Origin of the sequence: Helicobacter pylori (assembly GCF_011140715.1) — a bacterium.
Taxonomy (GTDB): Bacteria; Campylobacterota; Campylobacteria; order Campylobacterales; family Helicobacteraceae; genus Helicobacter; species Helicobacter pylori_DA.
The window spans coordinates 1-23,679 of the sequence record NZ_SFZZ01000083.1; the positions used below are offsets into that span (position 1 = coordinate 1).

The 23,679-nt window shown below is 39.1% G+C and carries 21 protein-coding genes and 4 pseudogenes; 1 reads left to right on the forward strand and 24 read right to left on the reverse strand.

Going from position 1 to position 23,679, the window contains the following annotated elements; translation table 11 throughout:
• A pseudogene (locus tag EWZ81_RS08080) lies at nucleotides 1-1,162 on the forward strand (outer membrane protein); the annotation flags it as partial.
• Between the two features lie 139 nt (nucleotides 1,163-1,301).
• Here the strand turns inward: EWZ81_RS08080 and EWZ81_RS08085 are convergent.
• The 24 genes and pseudogenes from EWZ81_RS08085 to EWZ81_RS08205 form a co-directional block, all read right to left on the reverse strand.
• Nucleotides 1,302-2,030 carry a TerC family protein gene (locus EWZ81_RS08085; protein WP_165549612.1) on the reverse strand — a complete coding sequence of 243 codons (729 nt, stop codon included), beginning with the start codon at nucleotides 2,028-2,030 and terminating at the stop codon, nucleotides 1,302-1,304.
• Between the two features lie 6 nt (nucleotides 2,031-2,036).
• Nucleotides 2,037-2,993, reverse strand: a complete 957-nt coding sequence (gene corA, locus EWZ81_RS08090) for a magnesium/cobalt transporter CorA (RefSeq protein WP_000248511.1) — start codon at nucleotides 2,991-2,993, stop codon at nucleotides 2,037-2,039.
• A 15-nt stretch (nucleotides 2,994-3,008) separates the two neighbouring features.
• Complete coding sequence (locus EWZ81_RS08095) at nucleotides 3,009-4,217, reverse strand: phosphoglycerate kinase (protein WP_000880031.1); 1,209 nt, start codon at nucleotides 4,215-4,217, stop codon at nucleotides 3,009-3,011.
• Between the two features lie 15 nt (nucleotides 4,218-4,232).
• Nucleotides 4,233-5,225 (reverse strand): type I glyceraldehyde-3-phosphate dehydrogenase, encoded by a 993-nt coding sequence (gene gap, locus EWZ81_RS08100; RefSeq protein ID WP_165549613.1) that lies wholly within the window; start codon nucleotides 5,223-5,225, stop codon nucleotides 4,233-4,235.
• Between the two features lie 87 nt (nucleotides 5,226-5,312).
• Nucleotides 5,313-6,014 (reverse strand): uracil-DNA glycosylase, encoded by a 702-nt coding sequence (ung, locus tag EWZ81_RS08105; protein WP_165549614.1) that lies wholly within the window; start codon nucleotides 6,012-6,014, stop codon nucleotides 5,313-5,315.
• A complete protein-coding gene (locus tag EWZ81_RS08110; RefSeq protein ID WP_000841247.1) occupies nucleotides 6,011-6,724 on the reverse strand; it encodes a 1-acyl-sn-glycerol-3-phosphate acyltransferase in 714 nt (237 codons plus the stop codon). Before EWZ81_RS08110 ends, ung begins: the two co-directional genes overlap by 4 nt.
• Nucleotides 6,711-7,874: an SH3 domain-containing protein gene (locus EWZ81_RS08115; protein ID WP_165549615.1), complete on the reverse strand. Its 1,164-nt coding sequence runs from the start codon at nucleotides 7,872-7,874 to the stop codon at nucleotides 6,711-6,713. The genes EWZ81_RS08110 and EWZ81_RS08115 overlap by 14 nt, the downstream gene beginning before the upstream one ends.
• Nucleotides 7,875-7,880: 6 nt before the next feature.
• Nucleotides 7,881-9,245, reverse strand: a complete 1,365-nt coding sequence (locus EWZ81_RS08120; protein WP_165549616.1) for a S41 family peptidase — start codon at nucleotides 9,243-9,245, stop codon at nucleotides 7,881-7,883.
• 110 nt (nucleotides 9,246-9,355) lie between these two features.
• Nucleotides 9,356-9,718 (reverse strand): adenine specific DNA methyltransferase 2 domain protein, encoded by a 363-nt coding sequence (locus EWZ81_RS08125; RefSeq protein WP_165549617.1) that lies wholly within the window; start codon nucleotides 9,716-9,718, stop codon nucleotides 9,356-9,358.
• Nucleotides 9,719-9,749: 31 nt separating this feature from the next.
• Nucleotides 9,750-10,274, reverse strand: a pseudogene (locus EWZ81_RS08130) (type ISP restriction/modification enzyme); the annotation flags it as partial.
• 25 nt (nucleotides 10,275-10,299) lie between these two features.
• A complete protein-coding gene (nadC, locus tag EWZ81_RS08135; RefSeq protein WP_165549618.1) occupies nucleotides 10,300-11,121 on the reverse strand; it encodes a carboxylating nicotinate-nucleotide diphosphorylase in 822 nt (273 codons plus the stop codon).
• Complete coding sequence (gene nadA / locus EWZ81_RS08140; RefSeq protein ID WP_165549619.1) at nucleotides 11,121-12,131, reverse strand: quinolinate synthase NadA; 1,011 nt, start codon at nucleotides 12,129-12,131, stop codon at nucleotides 11,121-11,123. The genes nadC and nadA overlap by 1 nt, the downstream gene beginning before the upstream one ends.
• Entirely contained in the window at nucleotides 12,121-12,924 is an 804-nt protein-coding gene (locus EWZ81_RS08145; protein ID WP_165549620.1) for a phosphatidylserine decarboxylase, read from the reverse strand. The genes nadA and EWZ81_RS08145 overlap by 11 nt, the downstream gene beginning before the upstream one ends.
• Complete coding sequence (locus EWZ81_RS08150) at nucleotides 12,918-13,424, reverse strand: DUF6115 domain-containing protein (protein WP_165549621.1); 507 nt, start codon at nucleotides 13,422-13,424, stop codon at nucleotides 12,918-12,920. Before EWZ81_RS08150 ends, EWZ81_RS08145 begins: the two co-directional genes overlap by 7 nt.
• 12 nt (nucleotides 13,425-13,436) lie before the next feature.
• Complete coding sequence (locus tag EWZ81_RS08155; RefSeq protein WP_205250261.1) at nucleotides 13,437-13,931, reverse strand: hypothetical protein; 495 nt, start codon at nucleotides 13,929-13,931, stop codon at nucleotides 13,437-13,439.
• Entirely contained in the window at nucleotides 13,924-14,766 is an 843-nt protein-coding gene (mqnP, locus tag EWZ81_RS08160) for a menaquinone biosynthesis prenyltransferase MqnP (RefSeq protein ID WP_240146762.1), read from the reverse strand. The genes EWZ81_RS08155 and mqnP overlap by 8 nt, the downstream gene beginning before the upstream one ends.
• A gap of 70 nt (nucleotides 14,767-14,836) precedes the next feature.
• Complete coding sequence (locus EWZ81_RS08165) at nucleotides 14,837-16,150, reverse strand: ComEC/Rec2 family competence protein (protein WP_165549623.1); 1,314 nt, start codon at nucleotides 16,148-16,150, stop codon at nucleotides 14,837-14,839.
• Complete coding sequence (locus EWZ81_RS08170; protein ID WP_000349728.1) at nucleotides 16,147-17,607, reverse strand: replicative DNA helicase; 1,461 nt, start codon at nucleotides 17,605-17,607, stop codon at nucleotides 16,147-16,149. Before EWZ81_RS08170 ends, EWZ81_RS08165 begins: the two co-directional genes overlap by 4 nt.
• Nucleotides 17,608-17,617: 10 nt before the next feature.
• Nucleotides 17,618-19,012, reverse strand: coding sequence for an NAD(P)H-hydrate dehydratase (locus EWZ81_RS08175; protein ID WP_165549624.1), 1,395 nt, complete (start codon nucleotides 19,010-19,012; stop codon nucleotides 17,618-17,620).
• 2 nt (nucleotides 19,013-19,014) lie between these two features.
• Nucleotides 19,015-20,217 (reverse strand): copper-sensing histidine kinase CrdS, encoded by a 1,203-nt coding sequence (gene crdS / locus EWZ81_RS08180; protein ID WP_165549637.1) that lies wholly within the window; start codon nucleotides 20,215-20,217, stop codon nucleotides 19,015-19,017.
• The gene (gene crdR, locus EWZ81_RS08185; protein ID WP_165549625.1) at nucleotides 20,183-20,824 is read right to left on the reverse strand and encodes a copper response regulator transcription factor CrdR; all 642 of its coding nucleotides are present in this window, start codon (nucleotides 20,822-20,824) and stop codon (nucleotides 20,183-20,185) included. The genes crdS and crdR overlap by 35 nt, the downstream gene beginning before the upstream one ends.
• Nucleotides 20,825-20,910: 86 nt before the next feature.
• Nucleotides 20,911-22,182, reverse strand: a pseudogene (locus EWZ81_RS08560) (restriction endonuclease subunit R).
• Between the two features lie 15 nt (nucleotides 22,183-22,197).
• Nucleotides 22,198-22,979: pseudogene (locus tag EWZ81_RS08710) on the reverse strand (DNA-methyltransferase).
• Nucleotides 22,966-23,571 carry a DNA methyltransferase gene (locus EWZ81_RS08205; protein ID WP_341846701.1) on the reverse strand — a complete coding sequence of 202 codons (606 nt, stop codon included), beginning with the start codon at nucleotides 23,569-23,571 and terminating at the stop codon, nucleotides 22,966-22,968. The pseudogene EWZ81_RS08710 and the gene EWZ81_RS08205 overlap by 14 nt, the downstream one beginning before the upstream one ends.
• Between the last annotated feature and the right edge of the window lie 108 nt (nucleotides 23,572-23,679).

Sequence of the window (23,679 nt, forward strand, 5' to 3'; positions counted from 1 at the left end):
AAAAACGCTCAAGCCGTTTTAGAAAAAACCAAACAGCTCAACGCTAATGAAAACACCCAAATCACGCAACCAGACAATTTCAATCCCTACACTTCTAAAAACAAGCAATTCGCTCAAGAAATGCTCAATAGGGCTAACGCTCAAGCAGAGATTTTAAATTTAGCTAAGCAAGTAGCGAACAATTTCCACAGCATTCAAGGGCCTATCCAAGGGGATTTGGAAGAATGTAAAGCAGGATCGGCTGGCGTGATCACTAATAACACTTGGGGTTCAGGTTGCGCGTTTGTGAAGGAAACTTTAAACTCTTTGGAGCAACACACCGCTTATTATGGCAACCAGGTCAATCAGGATAGGGCTTTATCTCAAACCATTTTGAATTTTAAAGAAGCCCTTAACACCCTGAATAAAGACTCTACAGCGATTAATAATGGTATCTCTCACTTGCCTAACGCTAAGCCTCTTCAAAACATGACGCATTCCACTCAAAACCCTAATTCCCCAGAAGGTTTGCTCACTTATTCTTTGGATACCAACAAATACAACCAGCTCCAAACCACCGCGCAAGAATTGGGCAAAAACCCTTTCAGGCGCTTTGGCATGATCAGTTCTCAAACCAATAACGGCGCAATGAATGGGATCGGCGTGCAAATGGGTTACAAACAATTCTTTGGCAAAAAAAGGAATTGGGGGTTAAGGTATTACGGCTTTTTTGACTATAACCATGCATTCATCAAATCCAGCTTTTTCAACTCCGCTTCTGATGTTTGGACTTATGGGGTGGGAATGGATGCGCTTTATAACTTCATTAACGATAAAAACACCAACTTTTTAGGCAAGAATAATAAGCTCTCCGTAGGGCTTTTTGGCGGGATTGCGTTAGCGGGGACTTCGTGGCTTAATTCTGAATTTGTGAATTTGAATGTGGTGTAATATCTATAGCGCTAAAATGAATGTGGCGAATTTCCAATTTTTATTCAATTTAGGCTTGAGAATGAATCTCGCTAGGTCTAAGAAAAAAGACAGCGATCATACCGCTCAGCATGGTATGGAATTGGGCGTGAAAATCCCTACCATTAACACGGATTATTATTCTTTCATGGGCGCTGAACTCAAATACAGAAGGCTCTATAGCGTGTATTTGAATTATGTGTTTGCTTACTAAGTGGCGCAAATCCTCTTTTTAAGGGGGTTTCATTGCGAAATGCCCCTATGCGCTTATGAATTTTGATTAAAATTTAGTTACCGGCACTTAAAAAAAGCACAAAAACCTTTTATAAACAATTCATTCAATCTTAAAAGACCTAGCTTTTTTTCATTTTCTTTTCTATGAAAATGTTCAAGCATTCTATGAGCAAGGCAAAACCAATACCCGCATACAAATAATTTTTATCAACATGCAAATGCAAGCCTTCTAAAAACAAAAACACGCCCACAACGAGCAAAAACACAAAGGCTAAAGTTTTGATGCGATAATGCCTTTCAATAAAATTGCCAACGATTTTGGAAAAAAACATCATCACGATTACAGATAAAATAATAGCAAGCGCCATGACTTCTAAGTGTTTAGCGATCCCAATAGCCGTGATCACGGAGTCTAAAGAAAAGACAATGTCTAAAAACATGATCTCTATTAAAGTGATGAAAAAGCCAAACGCTTTTTCTTGGTGTTTTTCTTTAGGGTAGATCTGCTCTTTTAATTCCACTAACGCTTTAAAAGCCAAAAACGCCCCCCCTACAAGCAACACCACATCACGCCATGAAAAGCTCATGCCCGCTATAGTGAATAAAGGCTTTTGCAAATGGCTGATAAAAAACAAGCTCCCTAAAAGCCCTATACGAGCGATCATCGCTAATCCCAAGCCTAAAATCATGACCCTATTTTGCTGGTGTTTGGGGAGTTTATAGACCATCACCGTGATAAAAATGATATTATCAATCCCTAGAACGATCTCTAAAAGCGTGAGCGTAGCCAAGGAGACTATGCCATGCGGTGTAGAAAGAGCGTCTAAGAGTGAGGATAAAAATTCCATAAAAGGCTACAACCAGCCTTTCTTTTTAAAATAGAGCACAGGCAAAATCGTAGAAATCGCCATGACAATCAACGCAAAAAGATACCCGTATTGCCATTCTAACTCCGGCATGAATTTAAAATTCATGCCATAAATCGTGCCAATCAATGTGGGGGGCATCATCGCCATAGTCGCCACAGTGAAGAGTTTGATGATTTTATTTTGCTCCACATTGACTTGAGAAGCGAACAGGTTTTGAATGTTATCTAGGGAGTTGAGATTGACCGTTGTAGACTCCACCAAAGAGCTAAAATCGGTTAAAATGATATTTAAATTATTTTTAGTATCGCTATCCACTTTATTGCTCCTTAGTAATGCGGTGATAATGCGCCGTTTGTCAAAAAAAGAATCCCTTAAAGCCACATTAAATTCTTGCAAATTGGACAAGCGCACTAAAATATCATCATGCGTAGAAGTTTCTTTGAAAATGATGTTTTTGCGCAACAGGCTCGTTTGTTTGTTGATCCACTCCAAACATTCCACGCCTTTTTCAAAATACACTTCAAAGATTTTGGTTAGAATATCAAACCCGTCTTCAAATTTTTTAGGGCTAGCCAAAACCTTTTTTTGGATAGAATCAAAGATTTCTAAAGTCCCATAATAGATCGTGAAAAGAATGTTATTAGACAAAATAAAGGTCGCCATTTCCGTGTGGAAAGTCTCATTTTCATCCTGGTTGGTGAAAAAGGCGTTGATCGTAACGCTGGAGCTGTCTTCCCAATATTTGGTTACTGATGAGACTCGTTGGGAATGATCCGTGTTGTAGTGGATAGCGTATTCTTGGCTTAGAGTGGCCAATTCATTGGGCGTGGGGTTGATTAATTCAAACCATAAAACTTCATTTTCCTCTATATCAAAACCATTAAAATCATTAAAGCGTTTTTTAATGACAAATTTTTGCTGTTTGAAAAACACGTTCACCATAAGCGATCCTTAGAGTTAATGGCGTTTATCCAAAACCTCAAAACAAGGTAAAATTTTGCCCTCTAACAATTCCAAACTCGCCCCCCCACCGGTAGAAATGAAACTCATGTTATCCTTTTCGCCCGCGCGGTTGATCGCATCAATGGTATCGCCCCCCCCAATGAGCGAGAAAGCGTAAGTGTTAGCGATTTTGTGGGCTAAAAAGGTTGTGCCTCTGGCAAATTCTTGTTTTTCATGCACGCCTAAGGGGCCATTCCATAAAATGGTGGGTGCGCTCTCTATGACTTCAGAAAATAATTTCAAGCTCGCAGGCCCTATATCAGCGATCTTGTGCTTAGGCTCAATGTCTTGGACGGGTGAAATTTTAATGTGTTTGGGGTTAAGAATGTCATCAGTGGTTACAGCGTCTATAGGCAAATAGACTTTGACTTTTTTTTCTTTCGCGCTTTGTAATAATTCTAGGGCGTCATTGATTAGAGCGTCTTCCACAGAAGAATCTTGCACATCATAGCCTAAGGCTTTTAAGAAGGTGTTACTCATGGCTCCGGCAATGATGAGCTTGTCGATGAGATCTAAAATGTTTTTTAATAAGGTGAGTTTGGAGCTGACTTTAGCCCCCCCTACAATCAACAATAAAGGGCGTAAAGGGTGGTTAAACGCTTGATAAAACGAATCAATTTCTTTTTTGAGTAAAAACCCGCTCACTTTTATAGGGGCGAATTGTGCCGTGCCATAAGTGCTGGCATGTTTTCTGTGGCTCGTGCCAAAAGCGTCATTCACAAACACATCGCACAAGCTCGCTAAATCTTTAGCCAGATTTTCATCATTTTCTTCTTCGCCTTTTAAAAAGCGGATGTTTTCTAAAAGAAAAATCCTTGTGGGCGCGTTTTCGTTTAAAGCCTGCTTGAGTTGCGCGATATTTTGAGAAAAAACCACTTCATGATTTAAAAGTCTTTCAAGGCGTTTTAAAAAGGGTTTCAAGCTCAATTTTTCTTCAACCCCTTTAGGGCGGCCCAAATGGCTCACTAAAATAATATCTTTAGCCTTATTATCAATACAAAATTGGATGGTGGGCAAGCTCTCTCTAATGCGCGTATCATCGGTAATATTCAAATTTTCATCTAAAGGCACATTAAAATCCACTCTAATAAGCACCCTTTTATGGCTCACTTCCACTTCTTGAATGTTTTTAACGTTTTGCATAAACGACATTTTAGCTAACATGAAAAATCCTTTCTTTTAATTTTGTGCTATATATTGCGCCATGTCTATCAAGCGCTCGCTATAACCCATCTCATTATCATACCATGCCAATACTTTAGCATTTTTTTCGCCTATTGTCATGATTTGATCATCAATCACAATCGCGCTAAAAGGCGAAGAAATAAAATCGCTTGAAACAAGCCTTTCTTCATCAATGCTTACAACCCCTTTAAAGGCATGCTTACTGGCATCTTTAAGTGCATGCTGAACGCTTGCTTTACTCACGGATTTTTTAAAATTTAAAGATAGATCCACTAAGCTCACATTAGGGGTAGGCACTCTAATAGCAAGGCCTGTGATCTTAGAGCCTAAATGCGGTAAGACTAACGAAATGGCTTTGCTCACGCCGGTGCTTGTGGGGATGAGATTAAGACCGGCCGCTCTAGTGCGGCGGATGTCTTTGTGCTTGGTGTCTAAAAGGTTTTGATCGTTAGTGTAGCTGTGGATGGTGGTTAAAAGCGCGTTTTCTACTTTAAAGGCTTCATCTAAGATTTTTAATAAAGGAGTGGTAGCATTAGTCGTGCAAGAAGCGTTAGAAATCACGCTTTCGTTATGATAATTCTTATGATTCACCCCATAGACAAAGGTAGGCGTATTTTGTGCGGGAGCGGAGATGATGACTTTTTTCACGCTGTTTTTAAGATGAGCGCTTGAAGCTTCTAAGGAATTGAATTTCCCGGTGCATTCTATGATGATTTCTGCGTTAGCGACAGAAAAATCAAGCTTGTTAATGTCTCGCTCGCTCAACACTAAAATGTTTTTACTATGCCCGATATTTAGGGTTCTATTGGCGTTTAATTTGGCTTCAAAATGCCCATGCACGCTGTCATGGCGGATCAAATGCAAAAGAGTTTCTAATTCAGCGGTAGAATTGATGGCTACGATTTCTATATCTTTTCTTTGACTAGCGACTCTTATAGTGCACAAACCGATGCGCCCGGTCCCATTGATAGCGATTCTAATTGGCATGTTTTCCCTTTATTTAAAAATTAGCATTTTATCACAAATGCTCTTAAATCAAGGCATTTCAAGGGGTTCTGCCTCATTAAGCATCAATCACAAACTAAAATCAAAATCCTTGCGATAAACCTCTCTATAAGCTTTTTGAACGCTTGTAAAAACTCCGCTCCCTAAAAACCCCCTAGATAATGGGCTGGGGTGAGGGGCTGTGATGATGATGTGTTTGTTTTTAGGGATTAGCGCGATCTTTTTTTGGGCGACTTTCCCTAATAGCACCACGATTAAAGGGGAGATCGTTTCAAAAAGGCGAATCAGTATTTGATCGCTAAAAGCTTCCCAGCCAATATGCTTGTGCGAAGCGGCTTGGTTTTTTTCCACGCTTAAAATGGCGTTCAATAAGAGCATGCCCCTTTTAGCCCATGCGCTCAAATCCCCACAACAAGGCACAGGCACGCCCAAATTCGCATGCAATTCTTTAAAAATGTTTTTTAAGCTTGGGGGAATGGGGGCGTTTTTTTCCACGCTAAAGCTTAAGCCCATCGCCACCGGCAATTCTTGCTCATTTTCTAGGTAGGTGGAATGGTAGGGGTCTTGCCCTAAAAGAATGATTTTAACCGCGCTAGGGGGCGTTAGATTGAGCGCGCAAAACAGATTAGAGCTTTTAGGGAAAATGGTTTTAGGGCTTTTTAGGGCTTCTAGGTAGCGTTTTTCTATTTCTAAGAAATAAGGCTTTTTAAATTCGCTTTGCAAAAACTCCCGCCAAACCAAACTCAAAGGAGCGTAGTCAAAAAGCTTCATGCGTTTAATTCATGGTAGTGTTTTAAATACTCTTTTTGCATGCGTTCTTGTAATTCTTCATACCAGGTGGGCGAGCTAAAATCAGGCGTATAGCTTTCTAGCATGACCAAACGGGTGCGCGCTTTATAGGCTTCTAAGGGCTTGGAATTAAAGATTTTAATGGAATTGATTAACACCATGGGCTGGATTTTGAGCTGGAATTTTTCAGCGATAATCTTAGCCCCTTGCTTGAAAGGGAGGAATTTTTCTCCTCCTTTGCCTCTAGTGCCTTCAGGGAAAATCACTAAAGGGCGGTTTTGATCTAGCTTTTCTTTACACGCTTTCAAAAGGCTCACGATCCCCTTTTTATCCTCTCTGTCAATTAAGATCATTCCGGTATCGGTTAAGGCATGCCCATAAAAAGGGATTTCGCCCAGCTCTTTTTTAGCGATCCAGCAAATATTGCTGGGGTGGTAGGCTTCTAAATAAATAATGTCTAGTAAGCTTTGGTGGTTTAAAACAATGAGTTTAGCGCTCGTGTCAAAGGAACCTATTTTTTCTAAATTAACCCCGGTGAGAGAAAAAAAGCACGAACAAGCCCTACGGCTGGAGCGGGCGTTATTGTTTTTGCGGTTAAAGTAATTGAAAACAATGATAACGGCTAAGCCTATAGCGATCACTAAAGCCCTATAAATCGCTCTTAAATGATTGGACTTTTTATTTGACTTCATCTTTTTTGACCCATCCTATTTGTTCATGCGGGGTTAGGATTTTATAATAATCATCATGCGAGCCTAAGATTTTAATGGGCATTTCATCTTTAGAAAGCCCTAAAATGGTGGAATTTTGCGTGGGCAGAATACGGATTTTTTTATGAGCGAGCAATAGGGCTGACTTTTGCGTGAATAAAAGGTGATACAAAACAAACCCTAAACACAAAATCCCAAGCCCTAAAAAAATGAGTTTGCGCCCAAAAATGAAAAACAGCGCCAAGAAAAACACGCACAAAGCGAGCAACGCCACGTTAGAAAAGACTAAAAAATTGTTTTTAGGAATGAGATCGCTTTGAATACCGGTAGTGTCTTGAGTGGGAATGGCTGAAAAAGATAAGGTTTTAAACTGCCTATTAGAAAGCGAAAAATAATCAAAAGAAAGGCTTTGAAGGGTTTTAGGCAGCACGCAATAATAAAAAACGCTCCCTTCTTTAGCCTTGATTTGGTTTAAAGAGGCGTTATCAAACCCCTGTTTGATCGCTTCTTTAACGTGAAAATCTTCCCAATTAGCCTCTTTGAACGCTAATTCCATCACCAAAATATTATTTTTATCGTCATAGTCTTTAGTTTTGTATTGCACAACTTGTAAATCTTTAGCCATGACATTCGCATAACGAGGGTTTTTGGACAAATCCGTTACTTGCAAAGCAACTTTGGGGGCTATGGAATGATCGATGTATTTGTCTTTGTTGGAAAACGCGCTCACTTCTAAGGACGGGACACTCGCTTTTATGCCCTTAATCTTGTAATAATAAGTCGCTCTAAAAAGCTCTTGTTCCACCTTTTTCCATTTAGGCATCTTGTTTAAAAGCTCAATTTGGGTTTTATCCAACCCGTCTTTGATTTTGGCTTCCAAAAACTCAGCGTCAAACAGCAATAAATCATAAGTTACGCCTATGGTTTGACCGATATAAACTGGGGTGTTTTCTAAATCTTCTAATTGGGGGATTTTCACATAAGCCACTTTAGCCTTGATCTCTTCTGGCTCATGAGTGTTTTCAGCAACCAAAAAAGCCGCCAAAAAGCTTAAAATCAAACTGATGATTTTAAGGATTTTGATTGGATGAGCGAAAAAACCCATTAACGATTTTTCAAATAAAAACCCCATGAGTTTTTATTTCTTCTTAGGCGCTTTTTCATCCATTTTCTCATCCACGATAGACCAGGTTTTCAAGCTGTCAATAGCGGTTTTTAGCTGAATATCAGCGTTGATCATTTTAGGAGTAACCTCTTTTTCCTCTTCGTTTTTCTTGTCTTTATCCGCCTCTTTGGAATTAGGGGTTTTATCATCAAGTTTTTTAAGCTCTTGCTCTAAATGGTGTTTTAGATCCGCTTCTTTCAAGCTGAATTTGTTTTCATTTTCTGGCACTTTACCCGGATAAATCACAATATCAGGCGTGATCCCCTTAGCTTGAATGGTGCGCCCGCTCGGCAAATAGTAGCGTGCGGTTGTGATTTTAATGGCTTCGTCTTTATTGACAGGGAGCAGCATCTGCACGCTTCCCTTACCAAAGGTTTTTTCACCGATAATGATGGCTCGTTTGTGATCTTGCAAAGCCCCTGCTACGATCTCGCTCGCGCTCGCTGAACCGCCATTGACTAACACCGCAATAGGCAAATTGGTATAAGGGGCTCTGCCATTAGCCTTGTATTCTAAATTTTCTTCTTTATTTTTGCCTTTTTGAGAGACTAAAACCCCCTCTTTAATGAAGAGGTTAGACAAGCCTACCGCTTGGTTTAACAGCCCTCCAGGATTGCCCCTTAAATCCAACACGATCCCCTTAGTTTTAGGGTTAGCTTTCAAGCCGTCTAAAACCGATTTGGTAACATTCTTATCAAAACCACTCACTCTCACATACAAATAATGGGTGTCTTTAATCTTTTTCACAGAGACAGAGGGGATTTTGATGATGTCTCTAATGATATTAAACACCAAGGGTTTTGGCTCGTTTTTTCTCACAATGGTGATCTGGATAGGGGTCTTTGGCTTGCCGCGCATGAGATTGATCGCATCATCAATGCTCATGCTCAGCGTGCTTTCGTTGTTGATTTTTAAAATGTTATCGCCCGCTTTAACCCCAGCCTTGTAAGCTGGAGTGCCTTCTAAAGGGGCAATAACGGTTAAAACGCCATCGCGCATGCCCACCGTGATCCCAAGCCCCCCAAATTCGCCCTCGGTTTGGGCTTGAAATTCCTTAAACTTCTTTTCATTCAAATACGCTGAATGCGCGTCCAAATTAGAGAGCAAGCCTTCAATCGCTTTAGTCATGATCTCAGAAATACTGACTTTATCCACATATTTTTTTTCAATTTCTGTAACCACATTAGTGAAACGATTGAACGCTTCCACCCTTTTAGCCGCTAATTCTTGCGGATCTTCTTTAACCGGCTTGACCGGCTTTTTTTCCTTAACTTCACCGCCATGCAAACTCACAGCAAGAGAAACCGCCAACAACCCTTTAAAAAGTCGTTTTGTCATTGTTAATAACACCACCCATTTTTGAGATTAGAAAGAATCACCTTTAAGGTTTTATTCAATTTTTTGCGTTTATTCTATCTAAAATTTAGATAACATGCCCATTCATTCACTCATTTTGAGCCTAAACGATACAACAAAAACGCGTAACTCCCCGATCCATTCAAATGCAAATCACAAAGCATGCTCGTTACAAAAACATTAGAAATGGGGCTTACTTTAGAGCCTCTATCGCAAATGAGAGCGAGATTAAGCAATACAGAATAAGGGGAAAGCCGATCCTCCGCCTCTGCGATAGATATTGTTGTCGCTTGCTTCTTTGCTGATGAATGCGGCATCAAAGTCAAAATCTCCGATGGCTTTGGCTTGGCGCGATAAGATAAGGGCGATATTGGCATTAAATGGGGGGGGGGGGGGGGGTTTTGCAAGATTTCTTGTATTAAGGCTTTGATGGCATTCCCTTTTAAATGGGGCAAATCGCTCGTTAAAGATCCAAGCGTTTTTTCAATACCTGGTGGGCACGCTTAAATGCGTTGCGAAATCTTTAGCGTTAGTGATAGGGGCTGCTTCGTGATTGAAAAAGCCTCTAAACAATTCAATCAGATCGCGCTCGGTTTGCGGATTGGGTTTTAGGGGTTTAGAGAGTTCCTCAGGGCTAGCGATAGAAATTTTTCTTTTAATTGAAGGCTCATTATTTTCATCTTTCCCTACCCACACGAAATTAAGGTAATCGGTGAGCATGAGGTTGGGGTTTAATTCTAAATATTTAAGGATTTGATCGCTTTTTAAGAGCCGGTCAAGATCAGTCCCTACCCTTTTATTTTCTATATAGCCGATGTTTAGCCCTTGATGAGAAATGCGAAAATCAGGCTGACCCCCTTGTTTGTCTCTGTTAGGCTCATGTTCAATCTTAAATTCTTTCTTAAAATCGTTTTTTAAATTTTTAAGCAAGTTGTATAAAGAAGGGCGGTGCGTGTGTTCATTACTTTCAGGCGTGATGTTTTTAATGCTTTCTAAATATTCTTTTAGCATGCTAATAACCCTTTTTTTAAAGTTTTTAAGCCATTTTCATGTGCATATCAATAAAAGTGGCTTGATGGATTAAAGCCCCTACGCTAATGGCATCCACGCCACTTTTACCATAAGCGTTGATGCTCTCTAGCGAAATGTTCCCGCTCGCTTCTAGTAAAACAAAGGGATAATGCATATCTCTATAAGCGGCAATTTCTTTAGTCTCTAAAACGCTCAAATTATCGCACATCACAATATCCGCTCCCGCGCTCATGGCGTTTTTGGCCTCTTCAAAGCTCTCGCATTCAATTTCAATTTTAGCCGTGAAAGGCAAGTTTTTTCTGGCATGCGTTAAAAAGCTTTTGAGATCTTTCACATGCTTTAAATGCGTGTCTTTAAGCATTAAAGCGTCATCTAGCCCTAATCGGTGGTTGCTCGCCCCCCCATTAAGCACGGAATATTTTTCAAAGATCCTTAAAAGGGGTCTGGTTTTTCTCGTGTCCAACAAACGCACCTTGTGAGAATTTAAAGCTTCTACAAAACGGCTCGTTAAAGTGGCGATCCCACTGCTGTGTTGCAACAGATTTAAAAGGGTGCGCTCAATCTTTAAAAGCATGCTAAAATCCCCCCTAATCTCCATTAAAGTGTCTTTAGGCTTGAAACGCTCTTTATCTTTAATGGTTTGAGTGCATTCAATGCCGGTCATTTCCAACAACTCTAAAGCGTATTTTTCGCCTGAAAACACGCCCTCTTGTTTAGCCCTAACAAACGCTGTGGCTTTAAAGTCTTTTTCTAACACCCTTTCAAACAAATCCCCATGCCCTAAATCTTCTTTTAAAGCGCGTTCTAAAAAAGTTTTTACCTCCATTAGGACAACTCCATCATTTTAGTTAAAGCGAGTTTGGCCAAACGCGCCACCTCATCTTTTAATTCAATCGTATTATAAGCCCTGTGGTTTTTATAAGCCTTTAAGACTTCAAACAAATCTTTTAAAGTCGTTTCATTCATGGTAGGACAAAGAGCGAGCGTGCTAGAAAGAATGAAAGTGTTTTGATGGTGGCGCTTGGCTTTCAAGCGGTTAACCAAATTGCTTTCAGTGCCTATGGCGACTTTTTGATCGGGACTTAGCTTTTCTACAAATTCTATGATCTGACTCGTTGATCCGCTAAAATCAGCGTTAGAAACCACGCTAGGCTCGCACTCTGGATGGACAGCGATTAAAATATCCGGGTATTTTTGGCGGTAAAATTCAATGTCTTCTAATTTGAAAAGCTGATGCACCGAACAAAAGCCGTTATAACAAACCACATCAGCGTTTTTGATTTCTTCTTGGCTGTTTGCGCCCAAAATCGCGCTTTTTAAGCCGTTTTCTAGGGCTAGATTTTCCCCCAAGCATTTATCCGGTAGAAAAAAGATTTTTTTATTTTGTTTTAAGGCGTGATTGAAGATCTTAGAAGCGTTCCTGCTGGTGCAGACCACGCCATCATCTTTGGCGACTTTGGCTTTCACTTCAGCGTTAGAATTGATATAAGTGATAGGGTAAAATTCTTTAACGCCGTATTCTTTCAATAAATGAACGCTCCTATCGTAGTAATGGCTGTCTATCATTCTTGCCATAGAGCAGCATGAGAGTTTGGGCATGATCACTTGTTTGTTAAAGGCTAGGGCTTTCACGCTCTCACCCATGAAATGCACCCCGCAAAACACGATGAGATTTTTATCGCTCTGGCTTGCGATTTTAGCTAATTCCAAGCTATCGCCTGTATGGTGGGCTAACTCTACAATCTCATCTTTTTGGTAAAAGTGAGCCACTAAAAGCGCGTCTAAATCGTTCAACAATTCCACAATAGAAGTTTTTAAGTCGTTGTCAGTTGGCATGAAATTCCCCTATACTTTCCCCAAACTTCACGCTTTTTTCTTTCAAATCTTTAAAAGCGGTGTTTTGAATGAATAAAACGATAGTAGAGCCCATTTCAAAATTCCCTAAATTATCCCCCTTTTTAACCTTAATGGGGGGGTTGTAAGAGTAGGTTTGCGTGAAACGGGCTTTAGCGTTAGTTTGGATATTCTTATCAAAATTAAAACGCATTTTACCCACATTTAACGCCCCCACCGCCACAAAATACAATTGATTGCCTTGAATGTCTCTTGCAACAAGCGCTACCCTTTCATTGCCCACAAACAGATTGTTGTTTTTGTGTAGTGAGGGCTTATTGACTGGTAATAATTTCCCCGCAAAATAACGAGTCTCTAAAATTTCTAAATCGCAAGGAGCGTGGTAGTGGTGGTAATCTTTGGGCGAAAGGTAAAAATTCACATAGAAAAAAGAAGGGCTTAAGGGGTTGATTTCGCCCACTAATTCATGCGCTTTATAGGGCATGCCTTTAATCTGTAAAGCGGTATCGTTGTCTAAAAAAGCGCATTCGGTGATCAAAGCGTCGCAAGGCGCGATGCAAATATTAGGGGCTTTGTCAAAGGGGCGTTCTTTTTTCAAAGAGCGCGTGAAAAGGGCGTTCAAACTCTTGTAATTTTCCAAAGGCTCAAACTCGCTCAAATCAATTTTAAAGATCTTAATGTAAAGGGCGTTGATGCCTTTTTGGATAAAAGAAGGGAATTCATAGCCAGCCACAGAGCCAAAAACCCTTGAAAGAGCGTTGCTTAAAGCTACCATTTTAACCCTGCCATGTTCAATATAAATTCCACCTCACCCTTACTCACTTTAAATTCTTTAGAAATAGAATCCACGCTATAACCCTCTTGATACATTTTCAAAACCTGTTTTTCGTTGATCTCATCGCTAGCGGCATAATGCCCCATGTCTTTGAATTTGTTTTCTAAAATAATGATTTTTTCTTCTAAATAATCGCGCTCTTTATCCATGGATTTTTGGATTTCTTGCAACTGGTTATAAAGGTGTGAAAGAGTCGTTTTTAATGAGCCATCCTCTTTAGCGCTTTTTTCTAAAGAAATGCCTTCCAAACGCCCCTCTAATTCTTGCAAACGCTTAGAATAAATATAATTTTCTTGATAGGATTCATCTAAAGTTTTTTCTAAACGCCTCATTTTATGGTAAAACTCTTTTTCTTTAAGATACAAATACCCCACCAAGCACACCAACACCAATAAAATCGCCCCCAAAACGACCATAAACAAATCATTAGAAGATAACATGATTGCTCCCGTTCATAATTTCAAGCCTTTCCTTTCGCTTTGGACAATGAAAGAATCATAACGCTTGATGTCTAAAGCGTGCATGCGAGTGATTTCTAAAAAATCTTTATCCCTAGCCACGCCAAAAAAGGCTAGGATTTTCCCCTCTAACACGCAACGCCCATAGTAAGTTTGAGGCGCTATCAGGCTTTGTTTTTTTAAGCAAATAAGCCCATGCCCTAAAGCGATGATGCGGTTATTTTGCTCCAATTCAAGCAGATTTTCTTTTAAAAGCAGGCTTTCTAATTTTTCTAATTTGAAATACAGCGCTTTGAGCAATTCCAGAGTGTCATTTTCAACGTTCAAGCGTGAAAAATCAAAGCCAGAATTTAACCAATCAAATTCTTCTAACACCGCTAAAGAGCGTTTACTTTTAGAAATAAACCTTTCATAAGAAAACGACAAATCGCACTGGACTAAGCGCGTTTCAAACCCTAAAGCTTGGGATCTTAAAACCAACTCATGCATGCTTAAACCCCACATCAAGGACGATAAAAATAAAAAACACCACCCCCAAATAGCCATTACTCACAAAAAAGGCTTTAGGGATGTTTTTATAATCTCTAGCGACTAAAATCTGCTCATAGAGTAAAATCAAAGCCGAAACCCCTAAACCTAGATACGCAAAAAGCCCCCCATGATAGCATTTCACAAAAAAAAGCCAGCAGATTAGTGCTACAAGGTGCGAGAGCCTTGAAAGATTCAAGCACCATTTTTCCCCTAATTGGCTAGGAACGGAAAACAAGCCCCTTTCTTTATCAAACTCCATGTCTTGTAAAGAATAGAGCAAATCAAACCCAGCCACCCATAACATCACCCCTAAAGCCAAAAAGACATTCCATAAAGGGATCGCTCCTAAAACCGCCACGCTTCCTGCAATGGGGGCCAAACCCAAAGCCAAACCCACGATGAAATGCGCCAAAGAAGAGAAGCGCTTGAAATACGAATACCCCCCTAAGATGATCAAAAAAGGTAATGAGAGCTTGAAAGCTAAAGGGTTGATAAAATAGCTCACTACCACGAATAAAAGAGCGTTTAAAGCGCTAAAAATGACCATGCCTTTAACGCTGATCCTGCCATCCACGCTCGGGCGGTTTTTCGTCCTTGGGTTATCCTTATCAATGTCTCTATCCACTAAGCGGTTAAACCCCATAGCGAAGTTTCTTGCCCCTAGTAAGGCCAAAAAACAAAGGATTAAGGTTTCTAAGCCAAAAAAGAGCGTTTGATTTTTTTGATAGGAGCTTATGACCATAGCCATGAGTAAAAACATGCTAGAAAATATCGTATGCTCCAAAGCGACCAATTCGCTTAAAGCTTTGATTTGGTGCGTGATTTTTTTAAGCAATTATTTGATCCCTAATAAAATGACTTTTCTAACCTACAATTAAGCTAGGCATTATAATATATTGATAGCAACAATACAAGAAAAAGCCTGCGCTTAAAACATTCATGCTTAAATAAACCTTAAAAAAACGCGCACTCAAAATCGTTAAAAATAAATGCACCCCTAAAAGCCATAAAGGCGAAGGGATTGAAATCGTAGGGATTGTTAAAGGCATGTTTAAAAGGTGATCCAATAAAGACCCCAAACCCACCGCATGCAAGAACAAACTCAAAGGGAAAAACACGATAAAAATCAAGCCTAAAGGAATGCTAAAGAGCTGGTAGGGCGAAAACATAGGGAAAAAGGCATGCACAATAATGAGCATGTTCAAAAACACCAGCGCGCTTAAGCTTATGGCTTGAAAAGATCGCGCCAAAAAAGAAGAGGTTTTAAAAAAAATTTGAGTGTGTTTTAAAAATAAAAAGATATACCACACCCCACAAACAGAAAGCAAAAACCCCACGCTAAAAAGCAATTTAGGGAGTAACGCTATGGCGATACAGCACGCTAAAACCAAAAGTTTAAAACTCAAAATCCTTACCCCAAAAAAGCATGCCAAAAACCCTAATAAGCCCATTAAAAACGCCCTGAAAAAAGAGGGTAAAAAATCTAATAGTAATAAATACCCCAGCAAAAAAACCCACACCAAAACCCCTATATCATAAAAAGCGTTCCTGTAAGGGAAATAGCGTTTTTGTAAGGGGGTATAAAAAAGAGAGAAAAGAAAATACACGCTCGCGCTCAAAATCCCTAAATGAAACCCGCTAATGGCTAGTAAGTGGTTGATCCCTAGCGCGTTGGCTTTATCTCTTAAATCCTTATTCAAGCTATCCCCTATGAATAACGCTCGATACAAATTGCCCACTAAAGCGTTGGAATGGGCACTGTCAATGAAATGGCGCCAATGCGATTTAAAATTGTGTTTTCGCGTTAAAGAAAAAGAATAAGTTTGAAAAAAGCATGATTTTAGAGACTCTAAGAACGAGCAAGGTTTGATTTTGCCAAAAAATTGCGCATGGCGGTATTGGAGGTCTTTTAAAGGCTCTTTAATGGTGGTGTAAAAAATCATGCCCTTTGATTGGAGTTTTAAGACAAAATAGGTTTTTTGATCTTTAGTTTTAGGGTATTGCAATAAGATTTGAGCACTCAAGCTTGTAGGTTTTGAAAAATCAAGCTTTTGGTAATTCAAGTATTCTAAATAAAGATTGATCGCCAACAAAAGGCTTAAAAACACCCCACACCATAAGTATTCTTTGGGGGTTGCAAGAAGTTCAAACGCCCCCTGAAAAGTTTTATCTTTCAAGTTGTGGGTATTTCAAATTTAGTTTCTTGTCCCTCCTCTAAATGAGAATCTATGGGCATGTCTTCATAGCGCGTGAAAGGAGCGTTAAAGCGCGTATAAACCGTTCCTGTAGCCCCATTCCTGTTTTTAGCCACAATGATTTCAGCCTCTTCAATACTGCCATTTTGCTTGTGGATACGCCTTTCTTCATTAACTTTTAAATGCAACTCTTGCGCCTCTTCAATTTTGCCTTCTTTTTTGAGCTTGTCTATTTTGTTGTCTTCAGCCCTCATTTGATAGATATAGCCTCTATATAAAAATAAAACAATATCAGCGTCTTGTTCAATCCCCCCGCTGTCTTTAATATCCGAAAGAATGGGCCGTTTATCGTCCCTATTTTCTAGGCTGCGGTTGAGTTGGACTAGCGCTATGATAGGGATTTCTAACTCTCTGGCTAAAGTTTTAAGCTCCCTTGAAATTTCAGCGATTTGCTCATGGCGCTCTTTAGTGGCTTTACTCCCTGACATGAGCTGCAAATAGTCAATAAAAGCGATACCCAATTCCTTGTGTTGGGATTTAAGCTTTCGCAGTTGCAAGCGGATTTGCTCTATCCTCACATAACTTTTATCGTAGAAAAAGAGTTTTTTGCAAGAAAGGTGATCGTAGCATTTGGCTAAATTTTCCCATTGATCATCATCAAGCCTCCCGCTCTCTAAATCATGCATGTTAATAGAAGTGAGATCCGATAACGCCCTTAAAGCGAGTTGCTCTGCGGACATTTCCAAACTAAAAACCGCTACCCCCCTATCGTCATTGAGCGCAGCTAAGACCATGTTCATCATCAAACTGGTTTTACCCATAGACGGCCTTGCCCCTATAATGACTAAACTCCCCTTATTAAAACCGCTCGTATAATTATCCAACTGGACAAAGCCAGTCGGTATGCCAGTAACTTCCAAACTCCCTTTTCTTTGGTTTTCTGTAATAAGATCCATTGCGCTTTCAAGCACTTCTTTAATGCTCCTAAAGCCCTCTATGGTGCTGCCATTCAATAACGCATAGACTTCTCGCTCCACAGCGCCTAAAATATCGCTGGATTTTTGCGCGCTTTCTAGGGCTTGCTCTCTAATGGTGTTAGCCAAGCCAAAAAGTTTTCGTTTAATGGAAGCGTTTTTGATCTCTTCCACATAGGCTTCAATATTATCTATGGGGCTTGCCGCAAAAATAGCGACCAGATCTTCTTCTTTGATCTGCTTGTCTTTAGGCATTTTTTGGCGGATAAAATTCTCATCAATGGGGCAATCTTCTTCATGCAGTTTTAAAGCGATTTCAAAAAACAAGCCGTTAGGCGGGTAGTAAAAATCGCTAGGCTCTAAAACACTATGGACCTCTTCAATCTTATGATTGGCCAACACAATGCCTGAAAGCACGATCCTTTCAATGTTTTGCAATTGCTGCAAATGCTTTAAATGATCCATTTTTATCCTTTTATAATCGTTTGATCTTTTCTATCAGATCTAAGGGCGTTAAAGCGTAATTATTCTTAAATTCTAAACCCGCTAGGGCGTGCGCTAAACTTGCGTTAATAGCGGCGTCTAAAGGCGTGTAGTTTTGAGAAAGCAAGCTTAAAATAAGCCCCGCTAACACATCGCCACTGCCTGCTTTAGCCAAAGCCACGCTCCCTAAATTGTTGATAAAAGTTCGCCCTTGATGAGCGATTAGGGTATTAGCCCCCTTTAAAAGCAAAACCACCTTAGGGTATTTTTGAGAAAAATCCCTTGCGATTTCTAGTTTATTGTCTAATAATTCTAGCATGCTTATATTGATCCCCACTAATTTTAACAACGATAAAAACTCTTTAGGGTGAGGGGTTAAGATCACTTCTTTTTCTAAGGCTTGCAAGACCTCTTTATGATAAAAAACGCCCGCATCTAAAACGCATGGGGCTAATCCAAGCCACTTGTTAAAATCCTTTGGAATATTTTCTAACCCCATGCCAAGAGCGAACGCGCTGAGCTTTTTAGGGAAATTTTCACAAAAAACCAATTCTAAAGGCTTGTTATTAGAAGTTATCTCGCATTCTAACGCTTGAACGCTCACCACTCCAGATCCAAAACTTAACGCGCTTAATGCGCTCAATAACCCCGCCCCACTATGCTTGCCTAAAAGAACATGCGCATGCCCGTAATCGCCCTTATGAGCGTTTTTTCTATCCCTTAAGGGCAGTTTCAAATCGCTTTTTTCCAGTAAAAAAGTGTCTGTTGGGATCTCATAGATTGGATTAAAAACCCCTAAATGCCCCACCTTCAATTCCCCTATATAGTCTTTAGCCCTATCGCTTAATAAGCATGATTTGATAGCGCCCATGCTGATAGTCAAATCCGCTTTAAACGCTCCCTTATCCACCCTGCCTTTAGAATCTATCCCGCTAGGAATATCGCAAGCGATTTTAAAGCGTGCTTTTTGAGAAAGGCTTTCAAAGTCTAAAAACGGCTCTAATTCGCCCTTAAAAGCGCTCCCTACCACGCAATCCACTAAAACATCGCATTCTAAATCTTTAGGATTGTCTTCCCATGCTTTGATGACTACCCCCACTTTTTTAGCCCTTTCTTTTTGCAATTGGCACATGGGGCTTTTGGCTAATTTCATTTCAAAAACTAGCACTCTAAAACGCCCCACTAAACGCCTAGCTAACGCATAGCCATCGCCTCCATTATCCCCGCTCCCACAAAGGATAATGACTTTAGCGCCTAAAGAAGCGTTTTGTAAAACCGCCCTTTCTAAAGCCATAGCGGCGTTTTCCATTAAAATGTCTTCGCTTAAAAACAATTCTTCAATCGCCCTTTTGTCTAGGGCATTCACTTTTTCATACACTGAAAGCATTTTTATCCTTGAAAATGAATACAGAACGAATTTTCGTAAAACGATCCTTTTAAAGAGGGTTCGCTATGAATTTCTAAACGCATTTTATACTTTTCGCACACTTTTTTCACTAAATCTAACCCTATACCATAACCCAACACGCTAGAATTGAAACGCGCATAACGAACGCTTAAATCTTTAATCTTGTCTTTAGGGATTTCATACCCTAAATTTTTCACTTTCAAAAATTCAGGCGTTAGCTCTATGTGGATATACCCATGCATGACGCTGTATTTGATCGCGTTCATGAGCAAATTGCTATAAAGCGAAAGGAAATCCTGCTCTTTAGCCTTAAATTCCACTCCCACTAAATCGCTTTTAAATTCCAGCTTGTGGTAGTCTATCATCTCGCTAAAAAGCGTGTTTTCTTTGATGATTAGGGCTTTTAAATCTAAAAGCACAAAAGATTCGCGTTCAATATCTTGCATCACTAAATAAGAGAGCGAGCGGTATAAAAAACTCATGCGCTGGATAGCGATTTTAATGCGGCGGTGTTGTTGGTTGTCTTCTAAGGTTTTTAAAGACAAGACTAAAGCGCTCATGGGGGTGTTTAATTCATGCGTGGTGTTTTTTAAAAAATGATCAATACGGGTGATTTCATTCCTAATGGGCTTTAAAAACAAACGCCCCAAAAACACAGAAACCCCTATCACGCATAAAAACGCTATGACAAACACTAAAACAATGTTGCGATACAAAGAAGAAAAATGAAGGGGTTTAGAATTTTTAAAAAGCATTTTAGCCACGCCTAAATGAGCGAAAGTTTCATCGCTGAATAGGTAATATTCCCCCTTAAAACTAAAAAAACCCGCCTCTTTATGGTTTTTAATCAAATCCGTGCTTTCAGGGATATTAGAATATAAAACACGCTTGTTGCTATCAAAAAGGGCTATGGAAGCATCTTTATAGCGTGATATGAGAGTGTTTAAAGCGTTGTGATAATCCGCATGCGTTTGCATGTGCAAGGCAACCACTTCACTAGCGATCTTAGAAGCCATTTTGTCCATGTCCATGCGTATCATTTTGATTTTTTCGTTTTTTTCATAGTTAAACGCTAAAACGCTAATCACTAGCATTAGCACAAACGAAGAGCCCAAATAAGTCCCTAAAAAGAGTTTGAGGGATTTTTTTTCATAGTGGGTTAAAGCGATAGCCCACCCCCTTATGCGTTTCTATGCAATTTTTACCCAAAAGCTTGCGCAACACTTTAATGTAAGTGCGCAAGGTGGAATCATCAATAGCCTGCTCCCATAAATTGTTTTCTAACGCTTGAGAGCTAATGATTTGCCCTTTATGCTCTAAAAAGTATTCTAAAAGTTGGGCGGTTTTGGGCGCTAGGATTTCCTTTTTCCCTTTAACGTTCAAAGCGTGTTGGTGGTAAAAAATGTTAGGCATGATTTCTATCGGATCGTCATTGAAAAACCTTTTAATGCGCGCTTCCAATTCGTCTAAATCAAAGGGCTTTTTCAAATAATCGCTCGCCCCTAAATTAAAGGCGTTTTTTAAGGTAGCGTTATCCTGTAAGGCGGTGATAAAAATCACAGGCGTAGAGATTAAAAAATCGTTTTTGATGCGCTTAAACAATTCCAAGCTATTCATTTCAGGCACTTGCACGTCTAAAAGCAAGAGATTGAAGCGCTTAACAGAGAGCCTTTCATAAGCCTCTTTCCCATTAAAAGCGCAAAACACTTCATAGCCCAAATGCTCCAAAAACTCCTTGATACTCTCGCTTAAAAGGTAATCGTCTTCTAGTAAAAAAATCTTTTTTTGCATGGGGGTATTGTAGCGCTAATTCTATAGCCTTTATGCCAAAAGCGTTATGAAAAACGCTCCCTTAAAAAAGACACTGCTTTATTTTATCAGCCGTTTTTAGAATGCAATAAATCTTTATTGTATTCCAACATGGCATTTTGTAAATCAAGTTTATATAACACATTTTCAATGTAAGTCAAATAAAGGCTTTCTTGTTCTTCTTTTAAGTCTTTAGATAAAATCACATCGCCATTTTCAAAATACAAACAAATATGTTTATTTTGCGTTTGAGATATTTTCGCATGGTTAAAAGCGTCAATATAGATTAAATTTTCCCATTTATCCAAAAGATCAAACTCTTCTATGGAGCGAGCCAAACATAAAGGCACAATATGATGCAACTCAAAACCCTTTTCTTTATTTAACACCATGTTTTTCAAAATAAAGGGCTTTTTCTTTAATGGAGCGTTTGAGCTTTTTATCGTTTTGTTTGTTTTCTTCATTGAGCGTTTTTAAAATAAGCCTCTCTTTATTGGTTTCAAAAAACACGCTTTGTTCTAGCAAGCTAAAAATTTGTTGGGCTTGATTTTTCCAATTATGATAATCTCTTTTGTCTAACTTGTTCCCGTTAAAATGGTTAGGGTTACAATAATTTTGCACTAACTCTTTTAATTTTTCTTTTTGGATACGGCTTAAACTCCTATACTCTCTAACATATTCTATAATTTCACTTCTAGTAAAATTTTCAATATTTAAAAATGTAACAAAAAACATCATTTCTTCAATGTCTAAATAATGATTGTCAAGCTCTATCATCACCTCTCTGCATTCTGCCCCAAAACCCTGTAAAAGATTTTCTAAAGCTTGCGTGTAACAAAAATTTTTTCTTAACAAATCTTGCGCGTTTAAAAATTCTATAGCTAAGGGAGTTAAACTGATATATTTATATTGCTTTGAATGTAGGGGTTTGTAGGTTCCTTATTTTTATTGTAGCGTTCAATCAGCCCCATTCTATGCATATCTACAAAAAGATTTTTTCTCAAGCTGTCTTGGGTTACTTGATTCTTTTTTCCTGAATTATCTTGAGGCATTTCAGACTTGCAGATACTATCCACCACTTTTGCATAAACCTCTTCGCCTATGGTATTGCTAGGGCGTTTGCTCATATCGGTGGTGCGGATTTGCAAAAAATCCTCTCCCACTTCATTAAAAATAGCTTGAATAATGGTTTTAATCTTATTTTGATCGTAACGATTGTGTTGGGATAAGTGTAAGCCCCTATAATCAGAGCTTTTTATGCGATTAGCCAAGAATTTCAAACACTCTTTACTAGGGTCAAGCTGCGTGATTTCTAGCAAAATTTCTTCTAATTTTGGCATGTTAAATATCCTTTTTTATTCGCATTTAATATACTTAAACATTTCCAAACTCTCATGCACATATTCAGCATGGCTCTCACACCCTATAAAATTACGCCCCAAACTTTTAGCCACTAAGCTAGTCATGCCACTGCCACTAAACAAATCTAAAATCAAATCGTTTTCATTGGAGCTAGCCTTTATCATGCGCTCAATGAGTGCTTTAGGTTTGATGCTGGGGTGTTTGGGCTTAAGGATTTTACCCTTCTCTTTTTCAACATGCCTTTGTGAAGCGATTTCCCACACATCAAGGCATAATTTGCCCTTAGGGTTGGGGAATCAGCGTTTGTTGTTTTTTAAAATCCCCTTACTTTGAGCATGTTTGATGCGTTCAGCAGATTCATAAGCAATGCGCACTTCATCGGCATTAAAGGTGTAGTTTTTCTTGTGCATGCTATAAAATAAAATGCTTTCTTGCGCGTGGTTATAACGCTTTTTGGCGTTGGCAAACCCATCTTTTTAACCCAAGTGATAAAATTTAAAAAATGCACTTTTTTATGGCGCAAATACGCTAAAAATAAAGCGCAATTAAAGGGGGTATTAAAGATATAAAAACTCCCTGTATCTTTAAGTTTGGGCAGCATTTTATCAATCCAAGCGTAAGAAAATGTTAAAAACTCTTCATCATTTTTAAAACTATCCCATGAAGCAATTTTAAGATTGTAGGGGGGATCAATAATGGCTAAATCAACGCTTTTATCTTCTAATTTGTCTAAAAATGTGAAAACATCTTCTATATAAATCTTATTTAAAATCAAACAAATTTCCTAATTTTTGCTCAATCAAGGGCTTATAATTTTCATAGAGTTCATAACCTATAAAATTTCTTTTTAAAAGTTTTGCTTCCCTTAAAGTTGTCCCACTCCCGCTAAATGGATCTAGCACCACATCGCCCACGCAACTATACAATCTAATCAAACGCCTTGCTAATTCAGCCGGCATTAAAGCCGCATGCTTACCAAAAGCAATATCGTTTTTATTAGGGATTGGGATTTCCCAAATTTGTTTGGTAAATTCCACCCATTCCTCTTGAGTCAATTGGCTTTGTTCTTTTTGTTCTTCTGTGGGTTGTTTGGGCTTGCCGTCTTTGACAAACACGCCGATAAATTCTATAGTGTTTTGCGCATAAAAATTTCTAGGATAAGGGTAGCTCCCAAACATCAATCTTTTAGTAGGATTTGCACGTTTCCAAATATAGACATCTAGCAAGAACATTTTAGGCTTGTTTTCTAGTATGTTGTTTAAATCATGCAAAATGGAGTGCTGGATATCAGCATGCAAATCAAAAATATGGCGGTTGTAGTGCGTGTTTAAAACCTTTTTAAGCATGGGCATTAAAGGCGCATTGATGCATAGCTTACCATTGGGTTTTAACGCTCTGTAGCACTCAAGCCAAACTCCCTAACGCTCTCGCTCAAAAGGTAATCGTCTTCTAGTAAAAAAATCTTTTTTTGCATG

Excerpts from the sequence above, each read along its gene's own strand:
- EWZ81_RS08110 (WP_000841247.1), bottom strand. The coding sequence starts at position 6,724 with ATGAAGTCAAATAAAAAGTCCAATCATTTAAGAGCGATTTATAGGGCT.
- EWZ81_RS08145 (WP_165549620.1), bottom strand. The coding sequence starts at position 12,924 with ATGGTAGCTTTAAGCAACGCTCTTTCAAGGGTTTTTGGCTCTGTGGCT.
- EWZ81_RS08155 (WP_205250261.1), bottom strand. The coding sequence starts at position 13,931 with ATGCATGAGTTGGTTTTAAGATCCCAAGCTTTAGGGTTTGAAACGCGC.
- nadC (WP_165549618.1), bottom strand. The coding sequence starts at position 11,121 with ATGGAGGTAAAAACTTTTTTAGAACGCGCTTTAAAAGAAGATTTAGGG.
- nadA (WP_165549619.1), bottom strand. The coding sequence starts at position 12,131 with ATGCCAACTGACAACGACTTAAAAACTTCTATTGTGGAATTGTTGAAC.
- EWZ81_RS08175 (WP_165549624.1), bottom strand. The coding sequence starts at position 19,012 with ATGCTTTCAGTGTATGAAAAAGTGAATGCCCTAGACAAAAGGGCGATT.
- corA (WP_000248511.1), bottom strand. The coding sequence starts at position 2,993 with ATGGTGAACGTGTTTTTCAAACAGCAAAAATTTGTCATTAAAAAACGC.
- EWZ81_RS08150 (WP_165549621.1), bottom strand. The coding sequence starts at position 13,424 with ATGTTATCTTCTAATGATTTGTTTATGGTCGTTTTGGGGGCGATTTTA.
- ung (WP_165549614.1), bottom strand. The coding sequence starts at position 6,014 with ATGAAGCTTTTTGACTACGCTCCTTTGAGTTTGGTTTGGCGGGAGTTT.
- EWZ81_RS08120 (WP_165549616.1), bottom strand. The coding sequence starts at position 9,245 with ATGACAAAACGACTTTTTAAAGGGTTGTTGGCGGTTTCTCTTGCTGTG.
- gap (WP_165549613.1), bottom strand. The coding sequence starts at position 5,225 with ATGCCAATTAGAATCGCTATCAATGGGACCGGGCGCATCGGTTTGTGC.
- EWZ81_RS08085 (WP_165549612.1), bottom strand. The coding sequence starts at position 2,030 with ATGGAATTTTTATCCTCACTCTTAGACGCTCTTTCTACACCGCATGGC.
- EWZ81_RS08170 (WP_000349728.1), bottom strand. The coding sequence starts at position 17,607 with ATGGATCATTTAAAGCATTTGCAGCAATTGCAAAACATTGAAAGGATC.
- crdR (WP_165549625.1), bottom strand. The coding sequence starts at position 20,824 with ATGCAAAAAAAGATTTTTTTACTAGAAGACGATTACCTTTTAAGCGAG.
- EWZ81_RS08095 (WP_000880031.1), bottom strand. The coding sequence starts at position 4,217 with ATGTTAGCTAAAATGTCGTTTATGCAAAACGTTAAAAACATTCAAGAA.
- EWZ81_RS08115 (WP_165549615.1), bottom strand. The coding sequence starts at position 7,874 with ATGGGGTTTTTATTTGAAAAATCGTTAATGGGTTTTTTCGCTCATCCA.